The organism is Salinispirillum sp. LH 10-3-1, assembly GCF_030643825.1.
In the GTDB taxonomy this organism is placed as follows: domain Bacteria; phylum Pseudomonadota; class Gammaproteobacteria; order Pseudomonadales; family Natronospirillaceae; genus Salinispirillum.
This window is the reverse complement of the sequence record NZ_CP101717.1, coordinates 454,260-474,585: the sequence shown is the minus strand read 5'-3', so window position 1 is coordinate 474,585 and position 20,326 is coordinate 454,260. Positions and strand designations below refer to the sequence as shown.

17 protein-coding genes are annotated in these 20,326 nt (G+C 54.7%); 7 read left to right on the top strand and 10 right to left on the bottom strand.

The annotated features are described in order from the left end of the window. Positions 1-10: 10 nt before the first annotated feature. A complete protein-coding gene (locus NFC81_RS02150; RefSeq protein ID WP_304995894.1) occupies positions 11-778 on the bottom strand; it encodes a transporter substrate-binding domain-containing protein in 768 nt (255 codons plus the stop codon). Between the two features lie 545 nt (positions 779-1,323). Here NFC81_RS02150 and NFC81_RS02145 point away from each other — a divergent pair. The 3 genes from NFC81_RS02145 (at position 1,324) to NFC81_RS02135 (ending at position 3,268) form a co-directional block, all read left to right on the top strand. Then, complete coding sequence (locus NFC81_RS02145; RefSeq protein WP_304995893.1) at positions 1,324-1,833, top strand: BLUF domain-containing protein; 510 nt, start codon at positions 1,324-1,326, stop codon at positions 1,831-1,833. A 179-nt stretch (positions 1,834-2,012) separates the two neighbouring features. Then, positions 2,013-2,414, top strand: coding sequence for an MAPEG family protein (locus tag NFC81_RS02140; protein ID WP_304995892.1), 402 nt, complete (start codon positions 2,013-2,015; stop codon positions 2,412-2,414). Between the two features lie 83 nt (positions 2,415-2,497). Then, positions 2,498-3,268 carry a DeoR/GlpR family DNA-binding transcription regulator gene (locus tag NFC81_RS02135; RefSeq protein ID WP_304995891.1) on the top strand — a complete coding sequence of 257 codons (771 nt, stop codon included), beginning with the start codon at positions 2,498-2,500 and terminating at the stop codon, positions 3,266-3,268. Positions 3,269-3,271: 3 nt separating this feature from the next. Here NFC81_RS02135 and gpt read toward each other — a convergent pair whose 3' ends face one another. From gpt to NFC81_RS02120, 3 genes are all read right to left on the bottom strand, one after another. After that, positions 3,272-3,769: a xanthine phosphoribosyltransferase gene (gpt, locus tag NFC81_RS02130; RefSeq protein ID WP_304995890.1), complete on the bottom strand. Its 498-nt coding sequence runs from the start codon at positions 3,767-3,769 to the stop codon at positions 3,272-3,274. A gap of 123 nt (positions 3,770-3,892) precedes the next feature. Further along, positions 3,893-4,447, bottom strand: coding sequence for an adenine phosphoribosyltransferase (locus tag NFC81_RS02125; protein WP_304995889.1), 555 nt, complete (start codon positions 4,445-4,447; stop codon positions 3,893-3,895). Between the two features lie 7 nt (positions 4,448-4,454). Beyond that, a complete protein-coding gene (locus tag NFC81_RS02120) occupies positions 4,455-5,747 on the bottom strand; it encodes an NCS2 family permease (protein ID WP_304995888.1) in 1,293 nt (430 codons plus the stop codon). A 332-nt stretch (positions 5,748-6,079) separates the two neighbouring features. Here NFC81_RS02120 and NFC81_RS02115 point away from each other — a divergent pair, with 332 nt between their 5' ends. Both NFC81_RS02115 and NFC81_RS02110 read left to right on the top strand, forming a co-directional pair. Further along, positions 6,080-7,126 carry a Gfo/Idh/MocA family oxidoreductase gene (locus NFC81_RS02115; protein ID WP_304995887.1) on the top strand — a complete coding sequence of 349 codons (1,047 nt, stop codon included), beginning with the start codon at positions 6,080-6,082 and terminating at the stop codon, positions 7,124-7,126. After that, on the top strand, positions 7,123-7,590 hold the full coding sequence (locus tag NFC81_RS02110) for a heme-degrading domain-containing protein (protein ID WP_304995886.1): 468 nt from the start codon (positions 7,123-7,125) through the stop codon (positions 7,588-7,590). Before NFC81_RS02115 ends, NFC81_RS02110 begins: the two co-directional genes overlap by 4 nt. Before the next feature lie 37 nt (positions 7,591-7,627). Here the strand turns inward: NFC81_RS02110 and NFC81_RS02105 are convergent, their stop codons facing one another. From NFC81_RS02105 to carA, 5 genes are all read right to left on the bottom strand, one after another. After that, complete coding sequence (locus tag NFC81_RS02105) at positions 7,628-9,655, bottom strand: beta-propeller domain-containing protein (protein ID WP_304995885.1); 2,028 nt, start codon at positions 9,653-9,655, stop codon at positions 7,628-7,630. Between the two features lie 214 nt (positions 9,656-9,869). After that, a complete protein-coding gene (locus NFC81_RS02100) occupies positions 9,870-10,232 on the bottom strand; it encodes a hypothetical protein (protein ID WP_304995884.1) in 363 nt (120 codons plus the stop codon). Continuing rightward, positions 10,229-10,708, bottom strand: a complete 480-nt coding sequence (greA, locus tag NFC81_RS02095) for a transcription elongation factor GreA (protein WP_304995883.1) — start codon at positions 10,706-10,708, stop codon at positions 10,229-10,231. Before greA ends, NFC81_RS02100 begins: the two co-directional genes overlap by 4 nt. Next, positions 10,705-13,926, bottom strand: a complete 3,222-nt coding sequence (gene carB / locus NFC81_RS02090; RefSeq protein WP_304995882.1) for a carbamoyl-phosphate synthase large subunit — start codon at positions 13,924-13,926, stop codon at positions 10,705-10,707. Before carB ends, greA begins: the two co-directional genes overlap by 4 nt. A gap of 280 nt (positions 13,927-14,206) precedes the next feature. Further along, positions 14,207-15,337 (bottom strand): glutamine-hydrolyzing carbamoyl-phosphate synthase small subunit, encoded by a 1,131-nt coding sequence (gene carA, locus NFC81_RS02085; RefSeq protein WP_304995881.1) that lies wholly within the window; start codon positions 15,335-15,337, stop codon positions 14,207-14,209. A 321-nt stretch (positions 15,338-15,658) separates the two neighbouring features. On the opposite strand from carA, the gene NFC81_RS02080 reads away from it, so the two are divergent. Then, positions 15,659-16,453, top strand: a complete 795-nt coding sequence (locus NFC81_RS02080; protein ID WP_304995880.1) for an inositol monophosphatase family protein — start codon at positions 15,659-15,661, stop codon at positions 16,451-16,453. A 155-nt stretch (positions 16,454-16,608) separates the two neighbouring features. Here the strand turns inward: NFC81_RS02080 and NFC81_RS02075 are convergent, their stop codons facing one another. Then, complete coding sequence (locus tag NFC81_RS02075; protein ID WP_304995879.1) at positions 16,609-18,468, bottom strand: methyl-accepting chemotaxis protein; 1,860 nt, start codon at positions 18,466-18,468, stop codon at positions 16,609-16,611. Positions 18,469-18,765: 297 nt separating this feature from the next. Here NFC81_RS02075 and NFC81_RS02070 point away from each other — a divergent pair, with 297 nt between their 5' ends. Next, entirely contained in the window at positions 18,766-20,187 is a 1,422-nt protein-coding gene (locus NFC81_RS02070) for a sigma 54-interacting transcriptional regulator (RefSeq protein ID WP_304995878.1), read from the top strand. Positions 20,188-20,326 lie beyond the last annotated feature (139 nt).

Genomic DNA, 20,326 nt, shown 5'->3' with positions numbered 1-20,326 from the left:
CAGGTTTGAACTAGTCACCCACGTAACGATTGATCATCGATTCCAATGCACCATCAGCACGCAACTGAGTAATACCAGCATTCAACAGATCTGCCAGCTCTTGGGCACGAGGATAGGCTCGGGAGACCAACATGTAGAAATACTCAGAGTCAATGCCTGGAATGGGACTGGCAACTAAGCCACCACTTAAATGCACCTCACCCAAGGCAGAAAACCCCACCAGTGGCTCGTACCGATCAAGAAAGAGATCGCAACGCCCGGCCAATGTTTTTTGCACAACTTGGCTGGTGGTGCTGGTGTCGCGGTCCACACGTTCAGTTTCTACTCCAAAGTTAGCGTAGTTGTAGCCTCGGAGGCCGCACATACGGTAGTTATTTAAGTCGCTTGCTTGCGTGATATTAAGGCCATTGGGGTGACGGTTGCTGTCGTACACGTACACGAGATTCACAGTGTAGTAAGAGTCGGTGTAGATATAGGTTCTGGCCCGCTGCTCGTTGAATGAGGCACTGAGAGCTATGTGGAACTCGCCGGATTCGGTTTGTTGCAGACATCGCGACCAAGGCAGCATTACCACATCGAAGGTAATACCTGCTGGGGTAAGAATGGCATCAAGGACATCGAGGTCATAACCCAAGACCTCGCCGTTCAGTTCGAAGGTATAGGGTGGCCAACCGGCCCCGTCGCCGCAGAACGTGAGATGCTCTCCGCGAAGTGCCGTGGCCTGCAGCGACATCCCTGCAAGAACCACCGCCAACAACCATCTGATTAAGGTATTCATAGCTTTTCTCCAATAATAAGAGTCGAAATAGCCTTGAAGAGCAACCGATGGCGCTGTATTCAAACTCACGTCTTGGCTGCCAGAGTTGAGTTTACGACCTAGTAGAGTGGCACTTGGCAGTAAACCACGGCGCAGTGGCGGCGTAATGGGCGTGTTGACCATAAAGCCACCTAAAAGCGCATACTTTCAGCGTAGCAGAAGTCTCATAAATAGGTGTTTCAGTGGTATTTGTTTTAAGACCATTTCGCCATATCAGCGTTCTTGTTCAGAATTTTTTGGCGAAAGCTTCGATCAGCGTTAGGTTTATAGGGATCACCCGCTATGGGGAGTAAATGAGCTGAATGCTGAGTGACGAGGAGCGAATGAATAGACACCAAGTGTGCGAGCATCGTGGTTTGCTCGCCACGAGTCGTGCTGGATCGCTTCCGGTGATACCAAAATGTTGGCGAGTGGAACTCGAACAGCAAACTCAGTAGTGTTGACCAGTAATCTGTTTCAACACAGGGGTCGTAATACCTCGCTGATCAAATGAACCAGGGTGCTCCGTGTCCGAACCTCTTGTGCAACTTACCTATGCCAGTCAAGCAACGTTCACGTCACATCAGCAGGGCGGTGTTGAAACGGAGGTTGCGCGCATTTTGCTGCAGTCGCGGCGCAACAACCCTAAGCAAAAGCTTGGCGGCGTGCTGCACTTCGGCAACGGGTATTTCTTTCAATGCTTGGAAGGCGAACGAGATACGGTGAATGCGGCGTACGAGCGCATTGCCAAAGACCCGCGCCATACTCGAGTGCAGATGTTGGGTTTCAACACACTGCAGCGGCGGCGTTTTAAAGACTGGTCGATGAAGTATGTGGCGCTGGATAGCGACATCCAAGCTTTGCTGGCGGCGCACAAACTGAAAGCCTTCGACCCCTATTTATTTGAGCCTGAGCTGATCGTTAAGTTGATCGATTTGTTCGCCGGCGCAGCCGACGACGAGGGCTATGCACCGGCCAATCCAGACTATAATAAAGCCAAACCCAGTTGGTGGGCACGGTTGCTGGGTAAAGGGTGAAGGTAGATTAGCCTTGTACTTTGCGGTGAGTTTTGTCATCGAGCAGCTCAAACCGGCGCAATTGTTAACCGTTTCGCAGCGAAGCTCCGCTAACAATCCTACCTGCGTGTGAACGCTATCCATGACGACAGCGAACTTGCTACCATGCCAAGGCAACCAACCTTCGAGGACAAGGAATCATGATCTACCCATTATTGGCCATGGTGGCCTTCACGTTCATTCTGTTGTTTACCGGCTTTGTCATGCGCTATCGTGCGGTGAGTACTGGCGAGGTGTCGCTGGGGTACTTCCGCTTGGTCAGCGGTGACGCACCGAAGTACTTGCAGCAGGCGACGCGCCATTATTCGAATCTGTTCGAGATGCCGGTGTTGTTTTATGTGGCGGCCTTGATTTGCGTACTTTATCCATTGGAAGGCTCGCTGATCAGTGGTTTAGGTTGGGCGTATTTCGTGTCACGTGTGGCACACGCTGCAGTGCACCTTACTTACAACAATGTGATTCACCGTATGCTGGTGTTTCAGGTGAGTAATCTGGCGTTGATTGGTTTGTGGGTAATCATTGGCATGGAGTTGACGGGCTAGGACCCCGTTTCCCTAGCGGTTTACATTCAGCTGTCATAATTTCTGCGCTAGACTGAGGCTAACGAAGTCGCAGAATAACTACAATGCAGCCACTCAACACAAGACAACAAGCGATCCTAGAGCGCCTGCGCGCGCAACAGTACCTGCTGATCGATGAATTGGCAGAGCAAATGGCGGTAACGCCGCAAACCATCCGCCGAGACATTAATGACCTCTGTGACAAAGGCTTAGCCCGCCGCCATCATGGCGGCGTGGGCTTGCCAGCAGGGTTACACAACACCACGCTGCTGGAGCGCGAGCACAGTGAAGCGGAAGCCAAGTCAGCACTCGCCGAGCAGGTAGCGCGCCATGTGCCGAACAGCAGCTCGTTGTTTCTGGGGGTGGGGTCAACCATGGTCTTTGTGGCTCAAGCATTGCGCCAACATCGTGATTTACGCATCATCACCAACAATTTAGCGGTGGCTCGGGTGCTGTGTGACAACCCGGAAATCGAGGTCTTGGTGGCTGGCGGCAGCCTGCGCCATAGCGATCAAGATGTCGTTGGCGCTGCGACGGTTGGCTGGCTCAACCAGTTTCGTGCAGACGCGGCGGTGATTGGCTGTGGTGGCATTGATTTGCAGTTCGGTGTGATGGATTTTACACCAGAAGAAGCGGAGATCAGCCGAGTAATGGCGGCAAATGCGAGTGAGACGCTGTTGGCGTTCGACCATAGCAAGTGGACGCGCCGCGCCTTGGTTAAGGTATTTCCATTGGCGCAAGTGGACTTGATTGCAACGGACGAATTAAGCAGCGAGCGTGCAGCGCGTTTAGCGGAGGCCAGAATTCATGTTCTGGCCTCCGCTAAAACGGCATGAGCGTTACTCGTTCTCTTTGCCGAACCGAGAGATAACCGGCTCCACATAGCTGAAGCCCATATCCCAGGGAAACTGGATCCAGGTGTCCTGACTGACTTCTGTGATGAAGTCATCTACCAAGGCAGCGCCATCGGGCTTGGCATACACGGTGACAAAGTGTGCTTTGGGCAGCATTTCGCTGACCAGACGCGCCGTTGAGCCTGTATCAACCAGATCATCAACCAGCAGGTAGCCTTCACCATCGCCCACTTCAGCGGAGAAGGTTTTCAGCACTTTTAGGCTACGTTGTTCCATGTGGTCGTAACTCGACACACCAATGGTGTCAATCCACAGAATGTTCAGCTCACGCGCAATCAAACCCGCAGGAATCAAACCGCCGCGTGTAATGGCGATGATGCCTTTATATTCGTTACCTGCCAGTCGCAGCGCCAGCTCACGTGTGTCGCGCTGAATCTGATCCCAACTGATGGCAAAATATTTGCGATACCGTTCTGTTGTCATGTTCTCTCTACCTCTGGCACATGCCGGCGTGGGCACAGCTAAAAACTACTGCATTGGCAGCGTTATTACGAGAAAAGGTGCCCTTAGGCACCTTTTCGAAGACGATCAATTCTGCGTCGAGGGCTATTCGGATTCGCTAAAGGTACAGACACTGAAGACGCTGAACCCGGCATTCTTTATAGCCTCTGAACCTTGCAGCTCGGGCAAATCAATAATAGCCGCACATTCTACCACTTCCCCACCCAAACGCTTAATCAAATTTGCGGCCGCCAGCATGGTGCCACCGGTCGCAATTAGATCATCGACGACCAGAATGCGGTCACCCGGTTTGAAGGCATCGGTATGCACTTCCACAGTGGCTTCACCGTATTCCAGCTTGTAGGTTTCACTGAGTGTTTTGAACGGCAGTTTGCCTTTCTTCCGCACCGGTACAAAACTCGCCCCCAGCTCGTAAGCCAAGGGAGCCCCCACAATAAAGCCACGCGCATCGATCGCCGCAATGGCGTCGATATCGACTTCCTGATACTGATGGACAAAAGAGTCGATCAGTTTGCGGAACGCTGCTTTCTGCTGCATCAATGGCGTAATGTCACGGAAGTTAACGCCGGCTTGCGGCCAGTCGCGTACCGTTCGAATCACGCTCTTGATGTAATCACTGTAGGGGGTTGAGTTCGTCATTTATTACTTATCCGAGGAAGATGTATTTCAGCACAAACAGCGCCGCCAAAACGTAGGCCGCAATGCTGACATCCTTCCACTTACCAGACAAGGTTTTGATGACCGCATAACTGATAAACGCCAATGCGATACCTTCCGCAATGGAGTAGGTAAAAGGCATAGCCAGAGCGGCAATCATAACGGGCGCCGCTTCGGTGACATCGTCCCAATCGACTTTAGCCAGTGCGCCTGTCATCAATACCGCGACGTACAGCAACGCACCAGCGGTAGCGAAGGCAGGTACCGAACCCGCCAGGGGCGCTAAGAACAAGCTCAGCAAGAACAGAATGGCAACTACAACGGCGGTTAAACCCGTCCGTCCGCCAGCAGCGATACCCGATGCACTTTCAATGTAACTGGTGGTGGTTGACGTACCAAACAGAGCGCCGGCCATAGAAGCACTTGAGTCAGCCATCATGGCGCGGTTGATGCGTGGCAGGTTGCCGTCTTTGTCCAACAGTTTGCCGCGCTCAGCCACACCGATCAACGTACCCGACGTGTCGAACAAGTCGACGAACAAGAAGGCAAAGATCACGCTGATCATTGCTACGTCCAAGGCACCAACGATATCGAGTTTGAAGAACGTAGGTGCGATGGAAGGTGGCATAGACACCACGCCTCCAATGCTGTTGTGGCCGGTCAATGCAGAAACAACCGTCACCGCCAACACGCCGATCATAACCGCACCGGTAATCTTCAGATACGCCAAAGCGGCGATCACAAAGAAGCCGATCAGAGCGTAAATAGCGGGCGCAGCCGTCAAGTCGCCCAAGGTGACCAAGGTCGCTGGATTGCCCACAACGATGCCCGCATTTTGCAGCGCAATGATCGCCAAGAAGAAGCCGATACCGGCGCCAATACCTAAACGTACCGACTTAGGAATGGCGTTGATGATCCATTCGCGGACTTTGAAAATGCTCAGCAGCATGAACAGAACACCCGACAGGAATACTGCACCCAATGCGGTCTCCCACGCGTGACCCATGCCCAACACTACACCGTAGGTGAAGAAGGCGTTGAGGCCCATGCCCGGCGCTTGGGCGATGGGGTAGTTGGCCCATAAGCCCATAATCAAACAGCCGACTGCGGCAGCAAGACAGGTAGCGACAAAGATCGAGTCACGATCCATACCGGTGCCTGACAGAATATCCGGGTTAACGAAGATGATGTAAGCCATCGTCAGGAAGGTGGTTATACCAGCGATCACTTCCGTCTTGACGCTGGAGCCTTGTGCTTTTATCTGAAACAGACGTTCTAGCATAGTTCTGCTCTCTAGGTTGTTGTTGGTGTTGAGCGTGGTGTACGCTTTCAAACAATGCGCCACTCCTTATTCGCGGAGTCCGTTTGGTGCGCTTCACCATGCACCATAAGATGGCGCAAATTCTCATCTCTGTAAAGTAATGGAAAGTTTTGGCGCGTCAGCTCAGGCTGACACCCCTTTCCACTGACCATGCGGTCAAGAGAGCAAGAACCACACCAATTTCATAAAACCTAGTCGACACGCCTGCTCAGGCTTCAGTGGTTACACTTTGATACTTGCTTCTCAACAGGCGCTGCCACTTAAATGACAAAAAATAAACAGGAGTTGCCGCTTTGTCTGCTTCCCCGATTCGCGTTGGTCTAATAGGTTTTGGTTTATCGGGACGCATTTTTCACGCGCCCTTTATTCAGGCACTGGCCGACTTTGAACTCAGTGCCGTACAGAGCCGTCAAGTCGATTTAGTCCATAGTATCGTGCCGAGCGCACGTGTGGTCGGCACCAGTCAGGCGTTGATGGATGACCCGAACATCGATTTGATGGTAATTACCGCACCTAACGACCTGCACTTTCCCTTGGCTGAGCAGGCGCTGCAAGCCGGCAAACACGTTTTGTTAGAAAAACCGGCGGTGACCCAGCTCTTACAAATGGAGCGTCTGACCGAATTGGCCGCGCAATATGATCGAATATTGACGGTGTACCAGAACCGTCGTTTCGACGGTGACTTCTTAACCCTGCAAGCGTTGATCGCTGACGGTGCAATGGGCGCGCTCCGCCACCTCGATACCCGCTTTGATCGATTCAGACCACAGCCACAGCACCGCTGGCGCGAGCTACCCGGCGAAGGCACCGGTATTTTTTGGGATCTGGGACCCCACCTGTTGGATCAAGCACTGCTGTTGCTCGGTGCGCCCGACAGCCTACAGGCCAATCTGCGTACGTTACGCCAAGGCGGCAGCACCACAGATTGGTTTGAAGTGCAGTTGAACTATGCGCAATGCGCCGTGACCGTCGGTTCATCGCCTTTTGAGGCTGGCGACATGCGACGCTTCAATGCGCGCTTTGAACACGGTGGCTGGCAGTGCTGGGGCGTAGACCCACAAGAGGAGGCCTTGCGCGGTGGTCAGATGCCATGGGACACCGGCTACCCCAACAGCGGCTCCACGCAGCGTATTCAGCGTTTTCTAGCCGACGAGTCCTTCAACACTACCCCACCGCCTGGCGACTATCGACACTTCTATCGCCAACTGGCGTTGGCTATCCGTGAAGGCGGTGCTGCGCCCGTTACCCCAGCACAGGCCTGTGCACTGATCTACACTATGAATTTAGCCGAGCAATCGGCGGCTGAGCAACGTACTCTGCCATGGAGTTATGCGCTATGAACCCAGACATTGTCAGCCTCGACACTCTACTCAAACAGGAGTCGGATTTACAATTCACTCAATTTGATCACACCACAGGTTGGGCATTGGGAGAGCTGCTGCATCAGCGGGCTCTACAAAAACAGGTTGCCTTAGTGATTGAAGTCTTTGCGTTTCAGCAGGTCATCTATCGCGTTGCGACCGCCGGGGCACAGCCGGAACAACACCATTGGGTAGAACGCAAACGAGCGTCGGTATTGCGCTTTGGCCACAGCACCTATTTTCTAGGGCAGTCACACGCAGCGCGCGGTAAGGTGTTTGAAGAGAAGGACTACATCGACGCACGGGTGTACGCAGGACACGGGGGAGGCTTCCCCTTGCGCTTGCGCAACATGGGCGTGATCGGTGCGGTAACCGTTTCGGGGTTACCGCAGGAAGAAGACCACCAGTGGGTGGTGGATGCGCTCACCACCCTTCTGGGTTAAAAACTACTGCGCTCGTTACGTTTTTAACTATGTCGGATTACCAGGCAGTGCGCCGCTGGGCGGTGGGGTTCTGCCATGGGAAGGAGATGAGCTCTCGACCCCACACCAGATGCACAGCGTCACCGTAAAAGAACGCGCGGGCGTCTTGCACGGCCATCCAGCCGTCTTGATCGCGCGAATCTATTGGCACCCACTGGCTATCCCACGTTGGCGCTGGAGCGGTAGTGATGTCATAGAGCAGCACCCCCCCTTGGCGGTCGTTCCAGTCTTCCGCCAACATGACCGGAAAGGCCAGTCGGTAACGCGGCTGATTTGGCCAGGCCAAACCGGTCAAAGCATGATGATTGTGCAACACCGGTGCCCATGAGCCACGACCGCCCCACTCATCGTCGTATACCGAACGTAGGTCGCCGGGTACCGACGCATCGTACAAACTCACTTTTAATGCCGTTTGCACGCCGTCTAAATTCGCTTGAAATCCGATGCCCACCAAAAGATCGTCGGTTACACGGTGCAGGTAGTCCGAGAAGCCGGTTTCTTCATAGGCGTCCGTCATATAAGGCTCGGCCGGGCGGGTGATATCAATCACATACAGCGGGTCTGTGCGTTCAAAAGTCACAATGAATGCCCGGTCGTCAGTAAGGCGCACGCCCTGTACGTTTTCTCGTGGCTTGCCAATACGTTCCGGCTGGCGCGGATTGGGCAATACCGCCAACTCCCGAAATCCAGACGGTTCAACCGCCACATTGATCAAACGGTGCCACCAGTCGTCGTTGACGTATTCCGTAGTGACCAAAGTCAGTACGTTGTTGTGCTCACGGATACGGAACTCCGGGTTATTCCAGCCCAAGGCGCCATCATAGTCGTAACTGTCGTAATACGCGGGACGCACGGTGGTCAAATCAAAGCGGTGTAACTGACTGCGCTGACTGTTCCAGTCAGGGCTGTCGAGCAAGTACACGGCTTCACGATTCTGATAGATGCCGTTGATCGGTGTAGCGGCACATTCGGTGGTGAACTGCTCGGGATGGTCCAGATCGATGACGGTAATCTGCGTCAGCGTGTGATAGCCCGCATCGGCCCATTCGCCATCCAGTGGTAGATAGCAGCCCTGTGCCAAAACTGCTGGGTCAATGTGCTGATCGTTAAAGGTCATGCTGGGCAATAGGTCTTTTAACGGCGTAGCGGCGACCAAGCTGGCGTTGCGTGCCTTTGCTTCATCGTCATTCCACGCGTATTCGATACCCTTGATGGATGGACTGAAACGCGTGACCAACACCAAATGATTGTCTACGCGACGGCTGTCGACGAGGTCTCCATCAATGGTCAGTGTCCAATCCGCTCGTATACGGTCGGGGCGTTGGACATTAAGCGCCTCCACGGCCACCTTACCATTCTGCCAATACAGAGGCTCATTCCAACCGTGGTAGGGCATACGGCGTCCGCCCACCGCCAGCAGCGAATCGCCACGGGTGTAGAAGCCATTCACCCAAACCAGATCGGGGTGCAGTTCAAAGCTACCCTGGGCACGGTGTGTCGCATCCGGATTCACCGAAAACGCCTGGATACTCGCCGGTTTTATCTCGCGTTCACCGCGCCAGCCACCTTCTACTGGATGCCACGGATAGAACACATCAGGCTGGTTAAGAATGTAGAGATGATCATTCAGGTATTTTACCCGGTCAGCTTCGTCGACACCTTGTTCGATGGTATTGGTTTCACTGACCGGGGCAGAGGGTGCGCTGTCCGCAGTGGTTTCTGCCATGCCCATGGTGCGCATGATCATCATCGGTGGTGCTTCGTTATAGGCGCGCACTAAGCCAGCTTTCAGAAAGCGTTCCAGCGCCATCGGCTGGGTAACTTGCGTTAACGTGGAAGGCCCAAGATCACGCGGTTCGGGGAAGTCCGGGCCGGGGAAAATCATGCGCTCTACGACTTGGGTGTCGGGTGCACTCAATTCTGAGCTCAGGGAATCAGCTGAAGCTACGTCTGTGCCGTCATTCCGTGCACAGGCACTGAGCACCAAGGCTGCAGTGGTTAAAGCCGTAAAATGAAAGGCGCGCATGACATTCTCCTTAGCAGACGCTGATGGCCAGATTCTGGACAGAGAAAGGAAAAAAAGCGTGCGGTTTTACGCGGGACTGACCTTTTTGAACGTCGAACATTCTATCTAATAGCTAACGACGGGGTATCGCGAGGGCGCAGGGCGTATGCCTCAAGGCGCGACTCCCCGGCCTGCCGTGGAGCGCCGGAGGCATACCCCGAGAGCCCTAGTCGATCTACTGCTGGAAAGCGACCCAAGCAACGCACAGCAAGCTCACGATGCCGTAGAGAATGGGCGAGGCCGTGGCGCTGCCATCGACCATGACATACATGATGCCGACGACACTGGCTGCGCCGCCGACTTGAAAGACGGTGTCTTGCCATGGCCGCCACTGCAAAGCTTGCGCACGCGCCAGCAACACAATGGCGAAACACAACAGAGCCAATAGCATGGTGATTTTACGCAGCACCAGAAGTTCCTCTGCTGCAACGCTGTCGGCCAAGAACGGGCCGACGAGATACCCCACTGCCCACAGGCTGCCCACGGCGAATACAAACATCAACCGCGCACCCAAGTGGCGCAGTGGGGTCATCATCATAGGTGTTCGACCTTCTCGATTTCGTACTCGACTTGGCCACCGGGGGTGACGACGTTCACCACATCACCCTCTTCTTTACCGATTAATGCGCGAGCAATGGGAGAAGTAACGGAAATACGATTTTCTTTCACGTTAGCTTCATCTTCCCCGACAATGCGGTATTTAACCTCAGCATCGGTTTCCAAGTTGATCAAAGAGACCGTAGTGCCGAACACCACTTTACCGGTGTGCGGCAGCGCTTTCACGTCGATGACCTGACTGCCGCCGAGCTTGGCTTCGATTTCGGCAATACGGCCTTCAATAAAACCTTGCTGCTCGCGCGCCGCGTGGTATTCAGCATTTTCTTTCAGGTCACCGTGTTCACGCGCCTCTGCGATTGACGCGATCACCTTGGGTCGCTCAACGGATTTCAATTGCTTGAGTTCGTCTTGGAGGGCTTTTTCGCCCTCGACGGTCATTGGGTAACGCGTGGTCATTGCACCGCTTCCTTATGTAAATCTTGGAGTTTGCGAACGGTACTGTCCGCTTGATGCTCCAATGCTGCCACAGATGCGGCCGCTCCTTCCAGTGTGGTTGTGTAATACACCTTGTGCAGTAGCGCACTGCGACGGATCAATGCACTGTCGGCGGTAGCTTGACGACCTTCGGTGGAGTTCACAATAAAGTGAATTTCATCGTTCTTGATCATGTCGACCATGTGCGGACGACCTTCTTTCACCTTGTTCACCACACTGACGTCGATACCACGCTCGCCCAAATAGGCTGCCGTGCCACGAGTGGAAAGCACTGTAAAGCCCAACGCTTGAAGCTTACGCGCCAACTCTACGGCTTTTGGCTTGTCGCGCTCTTTCACACTGATGATTACATTGCCGCTGCGCGGAATCTTCACATTGGTGGCCAGCGTGGCTTTCCCAAAGGCTTCACCAAAGGTGTCACCAACACCCATGACTTCGCCGGTCGACTTCATCTCTGGACTGAGAATAGGGTCCACACCGGGGAACTTGTTGAACGGCAGTACGCATTCTTTCACTGAGAAGAACGTTGGAATCAATTCTTTGGTGAAGTCCAGCTCAACCAGTGACTTACCAGCCATCACGCGTGCGCCAACATCGGCCAACGAGCGACCAATAGCCTTAGAGACAAAGGGCACTGTACGCGAAGCACGTGGATTCACTTCAATGACGTACAACTTATCGTCCTGCCATGCCATCTGCACGTTCATCAGCCCGACCACACCCAACTCCAGCGCCATCGCAGAGACTTGCTCACGAATCTGGTCTTGAATGACTTGCGGCAAGGAGAACGGCGGCAACGAACAGGCGGAGTCACCGGAGTGCACGCCCGCTTGTTCGATGTGCTGCATGATGGCACCGATCACCACGCGTTCACCGTCGCATACGGCGTCGATGTCGACTTCAATGGCGCTGTCGAGGAAGCGATCAAGCAATACCGGCGAGTCGTTGGAGACTTTTACCGCGTCGCGCATATAGCGCAGCAGTTCTTCTTCGTCGTAAACGATTTCCATAGCACGGCCACCCAAGACATAACTTGGGCGGACCACCAAGGGATAGCCGATTTCAGCGGCTTTTACCACCGCCTGCTCAACACTGCGCACGGTGGCATTGTCGGGCTGCAACAAGTTCAGCTTTTGGATCATGTGCTGGAAGCGTTCGCGGTCTTCCGCCCGGTCAATGGCTTCCGGCGACGTCCCAATAATCGGCACGCCCGCAGCCGCTAAGGCACGCGCCAGTTTCAGCGGGGTTTGGCCGCCGTACTGCACGATCACGCCTTTTGGCTTTTCCAGATCAACGATTTCTAACACGTCTTCCAAGGTTACCGACTCAAAGTACAGACGGTCGGACGTGTCGTAATCGGTCGATACGGTTTCCGGGTTACAGTTAACCATGATGGTCTCGTAGCCTTCGTCGCGCATCGCCAAGGCCGCGTGTACGCAGCAGTAATCGAACTCGATGCCCTGTCCAATGCGGTTCGGACCACCACCAATGACCATGATTTTGTCGCGGTCAGTGGGGTTGGACTCACACTCTTCGTCGTAGCTGGAATACAGATACGCGGTGCTGGTCGCGAACTCGGCGGCACAGGTATCAACCCGCTTATACACCGGACGAATACCGTGCTGATGGCGCAAAGCCCGCACTTCGGCTTCTTTTACGCCCAGCAAGGCAGCCAAACGCTCGTCGGCAAAGCCTTTGCGCTTGTAGCGGCGCAACGTATCCGCATTCAAGCTCGCCATTGAAGAGGCTGCGATAATGGCTTCGTCTTTGATCAGATCTTCCATCTGCACCAAGAACCAAGGATCAACGCCACTCAGTTCATAGACTTCTTGCACGCTCATGCCCATACGGAAGGCATCACCGAGATACCAGGCACGGTCCGGGCCGGGCTCTTTCAGTTCACGCACCAGCTTTTCACGCGCGCCGGCTTCGTTAACATCGAGTTTCGGATCAAGACCAGCCGCACCGACTTCCAAACCACGCAGGGCTTTTTGGAAGGATTCTTGGAAGTTACGGCCAATGGACATGACTTCACCGACCGACTTCATTTGCGTGGTCAGACGGTCATTCGCTTGCGGGAATTTCTCGAACGCGAAGCGCGGGATCTTGGTCACGACGTAGTCGATCGAAGGCTCGAACGAGGCCGGTGTTAAACCACCGGTGATTTCGTTGCTCAATTCGTCCAAGGTGTAACCGACTGCCAGTTTGGCAGCCACTTTGGCAATCGGGAAGCCGGTCGCTTTAGAGGCCAATGCTGACGAGCGAGATACTCGTGGGTTCATTTCGATGATGACCATGCGGCCGGTTTTCGGGTCGATACCGAACTGCACGTTGGAACCGCCGGTTTCGACGCCGATTTCACGCAGTACGGCCAGAGAGGCGTTCCGCATGATTTGGTATTCTTTGTCGGTCAGCGTTTGCGCGGGTGCAACGGTGATGGAGTCACCGGTGTGTACGCCCATGGCATCAAAGTTCTCAATCGAGCAGATGATGATGCAGTTGTCGTTTTTGTCGCGCACCACTTCCATTTCATACTCTTTCCAGCCGATCAGGCTTTCGTCGATGAGCAGTTCGTTGGTGGGCGAAAGGTCGAGTCCGCGCAGGCAGATCTCTTCAAATTCTTCTTTGTTGTAGGCGATACCACCGCCCGAGCCACCCATGGTGAACGAGGGACGAATGATGGTTGGGAAGCCAAGGTCTTTCTGAATGGCCCAGGCTTCTTCCATGCTGTGGGCGATGCCGGAGCGTGGGGTTTCGAGGCCAATGGCTTTCATGGCTTGGTCGAAGCGGTAGCGGTCTTCGGCTTTGTCGATGGTGTCGGCGTTGGCGCCAATCATGGTGACGCCGAATTTTTCCAGTACGCCGTTACGCTCTAGATCAAGGGCGCAGTTCAATGCGGTCTGGCCACCCATGGTGGGCAGTACGGCATCAGGGCGCTCTTTTTCGATGATTTTAGCGACTTCTTGCCAGACGATGGGCTCAATATAGGTGGCATCGGCCATGCTGGGGTCGGTCATGATGGTGGCGGGGTTGGAGTTAACGAGAATGACTCGATACCCTTCTTCCCGCAGGGCTTTACAGGCTTGCGCACCTGAATAGTCGAATTCACAGGCTTGCCCAATCACAATCGGGCCTGCGCCAATGATCAAAATGCTTTGTATGTCTGTTCTCTTCGGCATGAGTCAAGTTTCTCTTTTGGTGCCTAAATTCATTACTAATTCAAGTTCGTACATTCTTGAGTCGCCTTGCCGGTGCTCGCTTGGCTGCACCGCCGCCGACAGTACGGACCACTCGCCGCAGACACGCATAAACCCATCCATGGGGCTCCGTTGCGGCGTCCTGCCGCAAAGGGTCTGCTTTGAGTGGTCCGCACTGCCTGCGGCTCTACCCCGTACCCAATTCAAAGCAACCGACACACTTTGATCAATCGGGGGCTGGCCTCAGAGGCCTTTGTCAGTACTAACGCGCTGCCATCATCTCTACGAACTGGTCGAATAAGCCGGCCACGTCTTGCGGGCCTGGGCTGGCTTCAGGGTGCCCCTGAAAGCTGAACGCCTGCTTGTCGGTGCGACGAATGCCCTGCAAAGAACCGTCGAACAACGAACGGTGCGTTGCTTCAACATTGGCCGGCAAGCTGTCTTCTGCCACCGCAAAACCGTGGTTCTGACTGGTGATCATCACCTTCTTGGTCGCCAAGTCCTGCACCGGGTGGTTCGCACCGTGGTGCCCGAACTTCATCTTTTCGGTTTTCGCGCCGCTGGCCAAGGCCAACAGCTGGTGTCCTAAACAGATACCGAACACCGGGATGTCGGTTTCCAGAATGTCTTTAATTGCAGTGATTGCGTAGTCACACGGCTCCGGGTCACCGGGGCCATTGGACAGGAATACGCCGTCTGGCTTGAGCGCCAAAACGTCTTTCGCGGGTGTCTGCGCTGGCACGACCGTTACACGGCAGCCGCGGCTGGTGAGCATGCGCAAAATGTTGCGCTTCACACCGTAGTCGAACGCGACCACGTGGTGCGGCAAATCAGCATCTGCCAGCTCTGGGTGGCCTTCGCCTAATGCCCAAACGCCGCTGCGCCAGTCGTATGACTCAGCGGTGCTGACAACTTTCGCCAAGTCCATGCCTTTCAATGAAGGCGCAGCCTGCGCTTTAGCAATGGCGGCTTCCGCGGTGGCCTGTGGCCCGGCCATGATGCAGCCGTTTTGACTGCCCTTTTCGCGCAGAATGCGGGTGAGGCGGCGCGTGTCGATGTCTGCAATGGCAACCATTTTGTGGCGCTGCATATACGACGATAGGGATTCTTCACTGCGGAAATTGCTGGCTAACAGCGGGAGGTCACGGATGATCAGGCCTTTAGCCCAGAGCGTATCACACTCTTCATCTTCGGAATTAACACCGGTATTGCCGATGTGGGGGTAAGTCAGGGTAACGATCTGTTCTGCATAGGAAGGGTCCGTCAGGATCTCCTGATAGCCGGTCATGGAAGTATTGAACACCACTTCTCCTGTGGTCTCTCCTTCCGCGCCGATTCCGATGCCATGGAAGACGCTCCCATCGGCGAGCGCAAGTATGGCTGGTATAGTCAAAGTAAGGTCCTCACCCGGTAACTGTTCAATCGAAACGCTTGCTCGGAGACCCCAGAACGAACACCATATTTTGCTGGCAGTTGTTGCTATCTATCGACATCATGCAGCGATATGTTTAGATTGACTGCCAAATGGTTGTAAAAAAGCGAGATGAACATGAAGCTCACCTCGCTCGAATACATTTTTTCGCCCTGCCGTCCCGCAGGCAAATTCCCTGAATTCTATGGGAATGAAGGGGTTTTGTCTACGCTTTAAGCCCTTAAAGGACAAAGATTACAGACCATAAAACGAGTGTACCGTATGAGTAATGCAGGAGTTTACATGAAGCCGACGCTAGACCTTCTGACCGCATGGGCCACCGAAGCGGGCGAACTGATTGCGCGCCTGCGTGGCGACCAACTGGTGCTGGACTACAAACCCGGCAACGAATTAGTCACCAATGCCGATGTGGCCGCCGACCAGCTCATCACCGACCATATTCGCCGGCACTTCCCTACGCATCAAATACTGGCCGAGGAAAGCGCCAGCAAGCTACAAGACATCGCTGATCTGAACGGCCCGCTGTGGATCATTGATCCCATCGACGGCACGGTAAATTACGCCCACGGACACAGCCATGTGGCGGTATCCATTGCCTTTTACGAGCACGGCGTGCCACAACTGGGGGTGGTGAATGCACCCTTTCAGCAAGAGACCTTCAGTGCCGAACGGGGCAAGGGTGCGTGGCTGAATGGCCAGCCGATACAACCCAACAAGGTCGCGGTTATGAAGAATGCCTTGGTGGGCACGGGCTTCCCGTACGACAAGGTACCGGAACTGCCTTTGCTGTTGGCGCGCTTAGAGACTGTATTGCGCAACTGCGCCGACATCCGGCGTAATGGCTCGGCGGCGCTGGACATCTGCTGGGTCGCCTGCGGACGCCTATCAGCCTATTACGAAACCGTCAGTTTGTGGGACTGCGCCGCCGCGCAATTGATCGCTACCGAAGCGGGCGCGCACTATGGTCATATTTGGCCACCACTGAACGGCTTGCCCACCAGCATGGCGTCGGAAAACCTGCTGGTGACCAATCCGTATTTGTTCGATGAGTTGCAGACCTTACTAGCAGAGCAATAGTGACTGATCTGGACTTACGGCGGGCCAAAAAACGTAACGAGCGAAGCAATGGCAAGGCAAAATTGGCTTCAAAGAGCGCAGCCTACTTATTTGTAGGTGAGCATTTTGAAGCCAATTTTAACACCGCCAGTGCGAGCGAAATAGTTTTTTACTAGCTAAACCTTAAACTGACTAACCCCATCGGCAAGCCCATGCGCCTCCGCATGCACATCCTTGGTCACGGCCAGCAACTCGACCACACGCGATTGCTGTTCGTTTACTAAGGCGGCTATTTGATCCATATCTTGCGCCATGGTGCTGGTCGTGGTCGCTACCTCGTCGACCGCTACGCGCACTTCATCCATCCGCTTGGAGGACTCGCCACTGGTGGTGCGAATGCCATCCACGGCCACCAGCGCTTCACTGCCCAGTTTGCTGCCCAACTCCACTTTGTCGCGGGCATTTTTCACTGCTTCAATGGTGGCGCGCGTGTCGGTTTGAATACCGGCAATACGCTGGCCGATATCGCCTGTGGCCCCGGCCGTTTGTTCGGCCAGCGCCCGCACTTCGTCGGCCACCACGGCAAAACCACGCCCTGCCTCGCCCACGCGTGCTGACTCTATGGCGGCGTTCAAGGCCAGCAGACTGGTTTTCTCGGCGATGCCATTAATCAACTCCAGTACAGCGCCGATTTTCTCTGAATGCTCACCCAAGTGTCCGGCGCGCTGGTCAATGTTCGCCACGGTATCAGCAATGTCCTGCATCGCATCAATGGCTTGCCCGATGACTTGCCCACCCTGTGTGGCTGCCTCTGCGGCGCCGCGTGTCGACTCATCCACCAAGGCGGCTGACTTGGCGACTTGATCGGTCGTGGCACTGACTTCTTCCATCGCCGATGCCAAGGCATCACTGCGCTCATGCAAGGACTCACCGGCCGATTTGATACCGGCTATATGCTCTTCCATCATTGAGGCCATGCGCTGCAACTGCTGATTGGAACTCTGCAAACCGACCACCAGCCCAGACAACGCCTCCACCATGTGATTGATACCGCGTGCGAGTGCGCCCAACTCATCATCGTGACGTGCCACCGGCATACGCTCCCGCAAGTCGCCCGACGCCACACTGTTCAGGAACGCCAGCAACGCATTGATACGCCGCTGTAGGCGCCGGCTCAGCAGCAAGATCACCCCAGCCAGTAACACAGCCACTACCGCGCCGGTTAATACCATACTGAACTGCTGAATCCCGACCTGCGCCCGCGCTTGCTCTTGAGCTAGCTGCAATTGTTCACCGGCGGTGCGCCGCGCCAACGTTGTGAGCGCAGCGATCAGGTCGTTACTGATCACCGCCAGCTCCGCAGACGATTCATCCATGGCGAACCGCCCGGAAATGAGGGCAACGGCAGCCGCCTGATAGTCGGCCAGAAAGTCACCGAATTCATCATCAAATCCAATGCGTTCCAAGTTGGCTGCAAAATCACTGATGGCGGTGCGCCAACGCTCGGTCGAGTCGGGACTTGGCTGTATCACAAAATCTTTTTCCAGCGAGCGGACGTCATTAAAGCGTGTCACCAGCGCACCCAGGCCTTCAAGTTCATAGGACAGCACCGCGGCGCTGTCTGCCAATGCACCTTGCTGCCCCTCGGTGGCCGATAAGCCCATGGCAATTTGGTCATTCAGAGTAGCAGTGAAGGACGCCATAAACCGGTCAGCGATCCGCGCGAGGTCCGCGGTATCCAACGAGACAGACGCTAAGGTGTCGGCAATACTGGTCGGCAATGCCGCTAACCGCGCATTAAACTCCACCAGTTCGTCTGTGCTCAGATCACGGCGCGCCAATTCAAGCTGCAATATCTCTGCTTCCAGCGCCAATAAATCGAGTGCTTGATCCGCGGTATTACCCACTTCAGCAAACGCTTGATTTTGTTGGTGCAACCCGCGCATACCAATGGTCATTAACGTTGCCATACCCAATATGACAAGTGCCAGCAAGCCCCAGAGGCTTTGCTGGAAGGTAAGGTGCCATTTCATCATAATGCCTTTTTTGTTGTCGTTTTATCTTGACGGAATGGGTGGCTTGACGCGTCGCTGTGCGACGACTTACCACGCTGTTGTTGTAATCGTTGGCCTATTCAATATCCGTTCCATTTGAATTTTATTGTTTACTATCAATGATTTAACGGACCCCTTAGCCCTTTTAGCCATGCGAAGCGCCACTGCGCTGAGCCAAATCATCCGGAAAGCCGGACTGACTCGCCGCCACCCCATGGCAGCTAAGGGCGCACCCTATTCCGAAGTTCAGGACACTATCCAGATACTCGGAAAGCTGGCATGATTCGGCCAAACCGTTTTCCGGAGCTAGCTGTGAACCACACGCCCATCACTAAACTGTCGCAGTCCATAGAGAGCTACGCGGCAGCGTTTGACGCCATGGAAGAATGGATCGTGATCGTGGATGATGAGGCGCGTATTCTCTTTATGAATCGCCCCTACGCGCAGTTTATTGGCGTGAATCGCGACGAAATTGCGGGCAAGCCGGTGACTGATGTGATCGAGAATACCCGTATGCACATGGCGGTAAGCACGGGCAAGCCGGAGCGCACCTCGCTGCAGGAAATACGCGGCAACTACATGATTGCCAACCGCTACCCGATTGTGGAAAGCGGCAAAGTTGTAGGTGCAGTCGGTACAGTATTGTTTCACGACACCCACGAATGGAAACAGATCAACAGCCAGATCAAAGCCTTAATTGCCGAACGCGACTATTATCGCCAAGGGCAAAAAGACAGCGCCGGACCGGATACTGGCGCGCACTTTCGCCTCAATGACATCATCGGCCGCAGCCCGGCCATTCATGCCCTGAACGAGAAAGTGAAAAAGGTCGCTTCGGGCGATGTCTCGGTGTTGATTCGTGGCGAATCCGGTACCGGTAAGGAACTGTATGCGCACGCCATTCACCAACTGTCGGAACGCGCCGACGGTCCTTTTATTAAGGTCAATTGCGCGGCCATTCCCGAAAACCTGCTAGAAGCCGAGCTGTTTGGTTACGAAGACGGCGCCTTTACCGGCGCGCGCAAGGGCGGCAAGCCGGGCAAATTCCAACTGGCCGATGGTGGCACGTTGTTTTTAGACGAAGTGGGCGACATGCCCCTGTCGATGCAGGCCAAGCTGTTACGCGTACTGCAAGACCGCGAAGTAGAAGCCGTAGGCGCAACACGCCTCGTACCGGTGAATATTCGCTTGGTGGCGGCCACGCACCAGCCACTAGAAGAACTGATTGCAGCCGGAGAATTTCGCGAAGACCTCTATTACCGCGTCAATGTGGTACCGTTGAATTTGCCGCCCTTGCGTGAACGCCGTGAAGACATTCCCGCACTGACCGAACATTTCTTAAGCCGCTTGGCCCGTCGTACCGGCCGCCGCACGCCCAAGCTGACTGCGCAAGCGCTGACCAGCCTGCTGGAGTACAGCTGGCCGGGCAACATTCGTGAATTAGAGAATGTGCTAGAAGCTACGTTCTATATGAGCCAGGGTCGCAAGATTTCCCTGCAAGCCTTGCCAGAGAACATTGCCGGGGCGAGAGCGCAAGATGTGATTACCGGCGGCACTCTGAAAGAGCGCTTAGCCAGCGCCGAGCGGATGATACTGCGTGAAGCGTTAGCCACCTGCGGTGACAATCGCCTGCGAACGGCCAAGTATCTCGGCATTTCAAAATCAACACTGTATGAAAAGCTCGCGCGCTTCGGACTGTAGACCCATTTATTCCGACATTCCGGACAGTGTCTTTTTTTTCGGAATGACTGTAAGCCCTAAAACCTTCAAATCGAGCGGATTTTTCCGGTTTTTCGGACTAATCCGAACGCACTCAGTCCTTCGGGCGCTCTAATCAACA